Origin of the sequence: Streptomyces sp. KLMMK (genome assembly GCF_036961605.1) — a bacterium.
Lineage (GTDB): Bacteria > Actinomycetota > Actinomycetes > Streptomycetales > Streptomycetaceae > Streptomyces > Streptomyces telluris.
In genome coordinates this window covers 1-7,512 of the sequence record NZ_JBAMDC010000322.1, presented here as the reverse complement: position 1 = coordinate 7,512, position 7,512 = coordinate 1, and the positions used below count along the sequence as shown (strand labels likewise).

The following is a 7,512-nucleotide window of genomic DNA, read 5'->3' as shown; positions in this document are numbered from 1 at the left end:
CCGCCCCTCCAGGCCCCTCCGGCCGTGCCCGCCCCGCCGGTCCCCATGCCCGCGCCCGCCCCCGCCTGGTCCACCCCCCTCCCCCCGCACCACACCGAGCGCTTCGGGCGGATCGTCGCCGCCGAGTTGCGCGGGGATCTGGTCGGGGCCGCGCTGGCCGCGCGGGAGCTGGAAGGGGTGCTCGACAAGGAGTACGGGCCGTTGCACCCGCACACTGTGGGCGTGCTGGGGACGCGGGCCTGGCTCGCGCTGCTGCTGCAGGAGGACTGGGCCGCGATCATGCGGCTGCACCTGCGGACGGCCGAGCGCCGCCACAACGCGCAGGCCCCCGCCGACGAGACCCGCCGCGTCCTGCGCAACGCGCGCGCCGTGTGGTGGCGGCTCGCCGCCGTCGACCGGGCCGAGGCGGACGAGATCCAGCCCGAGCTGCAGCGCGTATCCGACCTGGTCGAAGGCGTCCTTCCGGAATAATCGCGATCATGCTGCCGCCCACCCCGCCGCTGCCCGGCTCGTACGGAAGCGGTCCGAACGGTCCGAACGGTCCGAACGGTCCGCACGGACTGCACCGGCGTCTGCTGCCGGACGTGATGGCGGCCGGCTCCGCGTATCCGCTCGTCCTCAGCGGTTCCTACGCCCGGGAGGCGCACGGGCTCCTGGAACCGGGGGCCGTCCGCAGGGACACCGGCCTGGAGCTGGTCACCGAGGCCCCGGACGCCCTGGCCGAGCTCGTGTCCGCCGTCTGCGACGGGTTGCGGGAGCGTGGCTGGCAGGCCGAACCGCTCGACGAGGCCCGGCTCGCCGTCACCGACGCCGCCACCGGTGAGCACTGCGCCGTCGCCCTCCGCAAGGAGACCCTGTGGCGCCCGCCGGTGCTCGGTCCGTACGGGCCCGTGCCCGCCGTCGAGGACGTGGTCGGCATGGCCGTGCGCGACCTTGCGGACCTCGGCCTCGCCCGGGACCTCGTCGACGTGCGGGCCGCATCCGCCGACCGGTCGCACATCGAGCTGGAGGAGCTCGGCCGCCGGCACGCCGCCGCGGGCGCCGCCGCCTTCGACCTCACCGACCTCCAGGCCCGGCTCGCCGGCGCCGAGTGGATCGCCGACTCCGAGTTCGCGGCCTACGGACTCGACGACACCGACCGCGCCGAGCTGCTGCGCTGGGCCGAAGCCTGGGTGGACGACATCGCCGAGCGGCTGATGGAGGAGGCCCCGTACGAGGACCCCGACGGTGACGAAGAAAGCTGATCATCTGTCTTGACCTCAAGTTTGCTTGAGATTCCATCCTTGAGTCATCGCCTCACGCCAAGGGATGGATGGAACGACGATGACGGACACAGCTGCCCCCGGCACCCCGGGCGCCCCGGTGATCGACCGGCGCCGTATGAGACTGGTCATGGCCGGCCTGATGCTCGGCCTGTTCATGTCGGCGCTCGACCAGACCATCATCTCCGCGGCGCTGCGCACCATCGCCGACGACCTCAACGGCCTCTCGCAGCAGGCCTGGGCCAACACCTCGTACATGATCACCTCGGTGATCACCACGGCCCTCTACGGCAAGCTCTCCGACATCTACGGGCGCCGGCCGCTGTACGTCATCGCCGTGGCCGTCTTCGTCGTCGGCTCGGTGCTGTGCGGGCTCGCCCAGTCCATGGTGATGCTGGCGGTCTTCCGGGGCATCCAGGGACTCGGCGCGGGCGGTCTGATGAGCCTCGCGTTCGCCATCCTGGCCGATCTGCTGCCGCCCGCCGAACGCAGCCGCTACCAGGCCTGGTTCGGTGCCGTCTTCGGCGTCTCGGCCGTGGTCGGGCCGGTCGTCGGCGGGTTCTTCGCCGGGCTGGACAGCTTCGCCGGTGCTGCCGGCTGGCGCTGGGCCTTCTTCATCAACGTGCCGATCGGCATCGCCACCGTCCTCATCGTCCTCAGCCAGGTGCGCATCCAGAACAACCGCTCGAAGGACAAGCCGGACATCGCCGGCGTCATCACGCTCGTCCTCTTCCTGGTGCCCGTGCTCTTCGCCGTCGAGGAAGGGCCGAAGTGGGGCTGGGGCTCGGCCGGCACGCTGGGGCTGTTCGGCGTGGGAGCCGTGGGGCTGGTGCTGTTCGTGATGGCACAGCGGCGGGCCGGCGGTGCCGCCCTGCTCCCCACCCCCATGTTCCGCAACCCCGTCTTCACCCTCTACAACGGCGTCAACACGATCGTCGGCGCCGCCGTCTTCGGCTCGCTCGCCGTCCTGCCGCTCTACCTCCAGATCGTCAAGGGTCTCTCGCCGACCGAAGCGGGCCTGATGATGCTGCCGCAGACCTTCGGCATCATCGCCGCCGGCCGGCTGTGCACCGCCTACGTCAACCGCACGGGCACCTTCAAGGGCGCCATGCTCACCGGCATCGTCCTCATCATGGCCGCCACGTTCTGGTTCGCGACCTTCGGCGCCGACACGGCCCTGTGGCAGCCCGCAGTCGCCGCCGCCGTCATGGGCATCGGCATCGGGGTGTGCTGGCAGGTCATGCTGGTCGCCATCCAGCGCGGCCTGGAACCGCAGTACATGGGCGCCGGCATCGGGTCCTTCGCCTTCTTCCGCTCCATCGGCGGCACCGTCGGCATCAGCGTCTTCTTCTCGCTCTTCTTCGGCTCGGTGGGCGGCCGGATCTCCGACGCCTACGCCGGCGCCGCCTCCGACCCGGGCTTCAAGGAGGCCCTCGCCGACCCGTCCGTGACCTCCCAGGCCGCCAACCAGACCCTGCTCGCCGGCCGGAACGGCACCGTCTCCCTGGACGACAGCTCCTTCCTGGCCCACGCCGACGCCCGCCTGGCCCACCCCTTCCTGGAGGGCATGGCCCAGGCCATGCAGACGGTCTACCTGGTGAGCGGCTTCCTGCTGGCCCTGGGCCTGGTCCTGGCCCTCATCCCCCGGGACCGCCGCCCGGAGACCGATGCCGCAACGGCTCCCTCGGCTCCGTCACCGAAGAAGGTCGCGGCACATCAGTGACGCGCGCGCAGCGGTGCGAGTGAGCAAGCGAGCAAGCGAGCTAGCGAGCGAGCAGGGCCCGGGTCACCGACCCGGGCCCTGCTCGCCATCAGCCGCCGCTGCCTGCGCCGTCGCCCTCGTTCGAGGTGCCGAGCCTCCGCCGGTTGTTTCCGGAGCGCAGCCTGATCCATGTGTCGTCGGCCTCGGAGTCGCTGCCGCGATTGAACTCGTCGGAGATGTCCTGTGCCCCGTCCGTCGGGTCCAGGTCTTCCGGCGCGTCACGCGAGCGCGCGCCGCCGGAGGGCCGTTCGTCCTGTTCCGGGGCCGCCGCGGGGGCGTCCGGATCAGGGGCTACCTCCGGGTGGTCCGGGCTGTCCGGGGATTCGGTCGCTGGGGGCGCCTCGGGCTCCGAGCGCCGGGGTGCCTCGGCGTCCGGCTCCTGCCGGCTCTCGGGCGCACGCCTCGCGTGGTCGTCCTGAGGCTCGGCAGGTTCGGGAGCTTCGTCCGGGTCGTCCGGGGTCTCAGCGCGCGAGGGCGTTTCCGCTACCCCCTCCGCCGGGCCTGCCTTCGTGGCGTCGGCCGGCTCCTGAGCGTCGTCCGGGGACTCGGGCGAGTTCCGCGAGCCTTCCGATGACGCAGCCGGTTCCGCCGGTTCCGCCGGTTCCGCCGGTTCCGCGGGGTCAGCTGGTTCAGTCGGTTCGGCGGGGTCGGGCGCCTCGTCCGTATCGGTCGCATCCGCAGGTTCCGGGGCGTCTTCCTCGGCCTTGTCGGCCTTGTCGGCCTTGTCGGCCTTGTCGGCGTCCTCGGGTTCCTCGGGCTTTTCCGGCTCCTCGGGCTCTTCCGGCTCCTCGGGTTCCTCAGGCTCTTCCGGTTCCTCGGGTTCCTCGGGTTCCTCGGGCTCCTCGGGTTCCTCAGGCTCTTCCGGTTCCTCGGGTTCCTCGGGCTCCTCCGGCTCCTCCGGCTCTTCCGGGTCCTCCGGGTCCTCTACGCCTTCCGCGTCCTTGGGCTCCTCGGCATCCTCCAGACCCTCCGGCTCCTCCGCGTCCTCCAGACCCTCAGGGTCCTCCGCGTCCTCGGCCTTATCCGGCTCTTCCTCCGCCTCCGGTCCCGCTGCCTTCTCCGGCTCCTCTGCCTCCGTCGGCTCCTCGGCCCGCTCCGTCTTCCCCGGTTCCTCTGCCTCCGTCGGCTCCGGCGCGGCGTCGGACGCCTCGCTCCCGTCGGAAGGCCCGGCCTCGTCAGAGGAATCGCCCCCATCAGAGGGCTCGCCCCCGTCCTCGGACTCAGTGGGCGCATCCTCCGCCTCCGTCGGCTCGGGGGCTTCCCCCGCGTCCCCCGCCTCCTCCGCCTCCGTCGGTTCCGGTGCGTCGTCGTACGCCTCGCTGCCGTCGGAATCGCTCCCGCCGGAGGCGTCGCCGGATTCCGCCGCCTGCTCAGCCTGCTCAGCCTGCTCGGTTTGCTCTGCCTGCTCAGGCGCGGACGGTTCGGGCGCGTCCTGCGCCTCCGTGGGTTCCGGGGCCTCGTCCGCCCCGGATTCCGGGCCCGGCGGTTGCTCGGGGGGCTCTTCCCTCTCCGTGGGGCGGTCGCTCATGACTCAGTTCTCGCACCAGCACCAGCACCGGCCCCACCAGCACCACCGGCACCGACCCCAGCCCCCGCACCAGCCCCCGCCCCCGCCCTACTGCGATACAGCCGCACCCAAGGCAGCGTCTTCCTCTTCCACGCCGCCTGCGCGACGTGGATGAAGACGCAGGCGCGGTAGTCGTCGACCGCGTCCGCCGCCGCGCCCGGAGGGGCCACGGCGTCGGCGATGTCCGCGACCCATTCCGCGGTGCGGGACCACCACTCGGCCTGGGCGGCCGAGGTCTTCGGATAGTCGGCGACGCGCTTCTTCAGCTCGGTACCGTGCTCCGGCCACACCGCGGTCGCCGCCCGCGAGCGGAACGCGCAGCGGTGCCGGCAGCCCTCGCAGTCGGCGAAGGGGGCGAGCGCCGCGTCGACGGCCGGGGTGGCCGCGGCGAACGCGCGGAAGCGGTCGGCCAGTTCCGCGTTGTCGGCGAGCGGCGCCCGCGCGACCCCGCTCTCCGCAGCCGCCTCGGCGCGCACGTTCGGCACCCGGATGAGGGCCGGGCGGTCGATGCCGTCGTGGTGGGCGAAGGCCTGGAACGGTTCCAGGGACGACGCGAACCGCTCCTGGTCGGGGGCGAACCGCATCGTGCCGCCGATCAGCTCCCGGTCGGCGGCGGACGGCAGCCGGTGCATGACCTTGAGGTTGGTGTTCTTGTACGCGTCCTCGACGAGCTTCTCGGGGACCTGCTCGACGATGACCAGGCCTTCCCCGTACTTGCGGTTCTCGGCGAGCGTGTTGGCGAAGGCCTGCGCCGCGCGGGCCTGCGCGTTGCCCTCCTTGCCGTCGCCGCCGGAGGCGACGGGGCGGCCGAGCAGCCGGTGGGCCTCCTCGATGACGGTGACGTGGGCCAGGCCGTCTCCCCGCCGGGTCGCCTTGTAGTGCTCCGTCATGGTCTGCAGGATCAGCGCGGTGACGAGGGACTGCTCCTTCTCGTTGTCGCCGACGCCGGCCAGCTCGATGACGACCGGGCGGTTGAGCAGCTCCTCGACGGGGTACGAGCGTGCGCAGTCCAGCGTGCTGCCGCAGGCGCCCTCCGCGAGGGACTCGGCCCGCAGCCGGGACGCGGCGATGATGTTGTCCTTGACCTCGCCGGAGTACCCGAGCTGGTCGCATTCCTTGCGCATCTCCGCGATGAAGTCGCGGAGGGTGGGCCATGCCCCGTCGTGGGCGGGCGTGGAGACGTCGGTGGGGACGATGCCCTTCCGTGCGTACGTGTTGCGCAGGGCCTTGTTGTAGATGGCCGGCAGTGGGTCCCAGAGGCCGAACGCCGCGTCGAAGCAGGCGAGCAGCCCGGCGGTGTGGGTGCTGATCCGGACCCCGTGCGGCACCTCGAAGGGGTTGAGCCGGAACGGCGCCGTGTTCTCGTCGCCGACGGTGAGGACGAGGAGGTCCTCGAAGCCGGGGCGGGTGGCGAGCCAGCGGTAGTCGTCGAGCTCGGAGTTCACGGGCTCCAGCACGAGGAACGGCACCCGGTGGTCCCGCCAGAGCTGCTGGCAGAAGGCCAAAGTCGTGTTGGTCTTGCCGGAGCCGGTCGTCCCGACGAACAGGGCGTGCCGGGAGAGGGACCCCAGCTCGACGCCGAGCGGCCCGGCCGGCGCGCCGTGGACCAGCTGCCGGCCGAGTTCGACGGCGGGTCCCTGCGGCCGGTAGTCGGTTTCCAGGGCCATGTCGGGCCTGCGTACGGGGAAGCCCGTCATGTGCCCGTGCACGGCGAGGGGAAGCCGCAGCGCCGCACCCGCCTCCCGCGCGTCGACCAGCTCGGAGAGCAGGCGCAGCGGCGGCGACAGCGGTTCGGGCAGCTGCCAGCGCTGGTCGCCGCCCCAGCGGGCGTGCTCCAGCGTCGTGATCCCGGTCCACGCCGCCGCCAGCTCCGGCGGCGCCGGCCGTACGGTGACGTGAGCCGGGCCGGTGAAGGTCTCGGTCAGCGCGGTGCCCTGACCGGGCCGTTCCTGCGGCGAGACCGTGGCGCCGACCAGTTCGGCGAGGGACTCGGGGAGCGGGTTCGGGGAGGCGAGCGCGATGCGGATGCGGAAGGCGCGGTCGGTGTAGCGGCGCGCGGCGTCCGCGTACACCTTCGCGGCGTCCACGGCGAAGTTGTCCGGGGAGAGCTGGGTCGGCGGGCCCCACAGGCCCTCGGGCAGCTGCCCCGGCGTCCCCAGCCGCCCGTAGTGGGTGGCGATCTGGTGCAGCATCGGCCCGAGGTCGTCGGGCACCCGGTACGGTTCGAGGCCGACCGTCAGCATGACCGGGTACGGGTGTGCCGCGAGCGCCTGCCACAGGGCGTCCCACGGCGGCGCCGCGGCGGTGAACGGCTGCGGGGCGAGGTAGTACTGCACGCCCGCGTCGGGCCGGTTGGGCAGGCCCGTCCGGTAGCGCTTGCGGATCTCGGCCAGGCCGGCCGGGTCGGGGGTGAACGGCGTGAGCCACCGCGCCACTTCGGCCGCGTCCTCGACCGGGGCGGTGTGCACGTGGTGCGGCAGCTGCGCCAGCCGGTCGCGGAGCGCGAGGGCCGCCGCGACCGCGGACTCCTGTGCCGCGGCCGGATCGTGCGGGTCGTCGCCGCGCACCCGGGCCAGCAGAGCGCACGAGATCCGCCGCCCGGCCGGGTCGGTCAGGTACCGCAGTTCGATGCGGGCGTCGTGGCGGGTGTCCCACTGGCCCGCCAGCCAGGCCGCCTCTGCGGCGACGGCCTTGACCCGGCGCTCGTCCTCGGGGAGGTCGGCGTACTCCCTGGTCTCGGTGAGGTCGGCGGCGGCCTCGATACGGACGGCCGCCCAGGCCCACACCGACGTGCCGTTGCCGACGGTCAGGACGCCCGGCGGGGGCGTCCTGTCGCTCTGCTGGTTCATGCTGCTCAGCTGGTCCAGGGGGAAGCGGGGCCGTGGCCGCCGGGCGCTGCGGGGGGCGCCGGCGGCGCGGGG

At 73.0% G+C, this 7,512-nt stretch carries 4 protein-coding genes and 1 pseudogene; 3 read left to right on the top strand and 2 right to left on the bottom strand.

The genetic code is table 11. The features are described from left to right. The 3 genes and pseudogenes from V7793_RS29680 to V7793_RS29670 all read left to right on the top strand — a co-directional run. Positions 1–471 (top strand): annotated as a pseudogene (locus V7793_RS29680) (hypothetical protein); the annotation flags it as partial. A gap of 116 nt (positions 472–587) precedes the next feature. Beyond that, positions 588–1,244, top strand: coding sequence for a hypothetical protein (locus V7793_RS29675; RefSeq protein ID WP_336012205.1), 657 nt, complete (start codon positions 588–590; stop codon positions 1,242–1,244). Between the two features lie 79 nt (positions 1,245–1,323). Beyond that, a complete protein-coding gene (locus V7793_RS29670) occupies positions 1,324–2,985 on the top strand; it encodes an MDR family MFS transporter (protein ID WP_336012202.1) in 1,662 nt (553 codons plus the stop codon). Positions 2,986–3,073: 88 nt separating this feature from the next. Here the strand turns inward: V7793_RS29670 and V7793_RS29665 are convergent, their stop codons facing one another. Continuing rightward, complete coding sequence (locus V7793_RS29665) at positions 3,074–4,552, bottom strand: hypothetical protein (RefSeq protein WP_336012198.1); 1,479 nt, start codon at positions 4,550–4,552, stop codon at positions 3,074–3,076. Continuing rightward, a partial coding sequence (locus V7793_RS29660) for an ATP-binding protein (RefSeq protein WP_336012195.1) occupies positions 4,549–7,512 on the bottom strand: 2,964 nt, incomplete at its 5' end. The genes V7793_RS29665 and V7793_RS29660, both read right to left, overlap by 4 nt.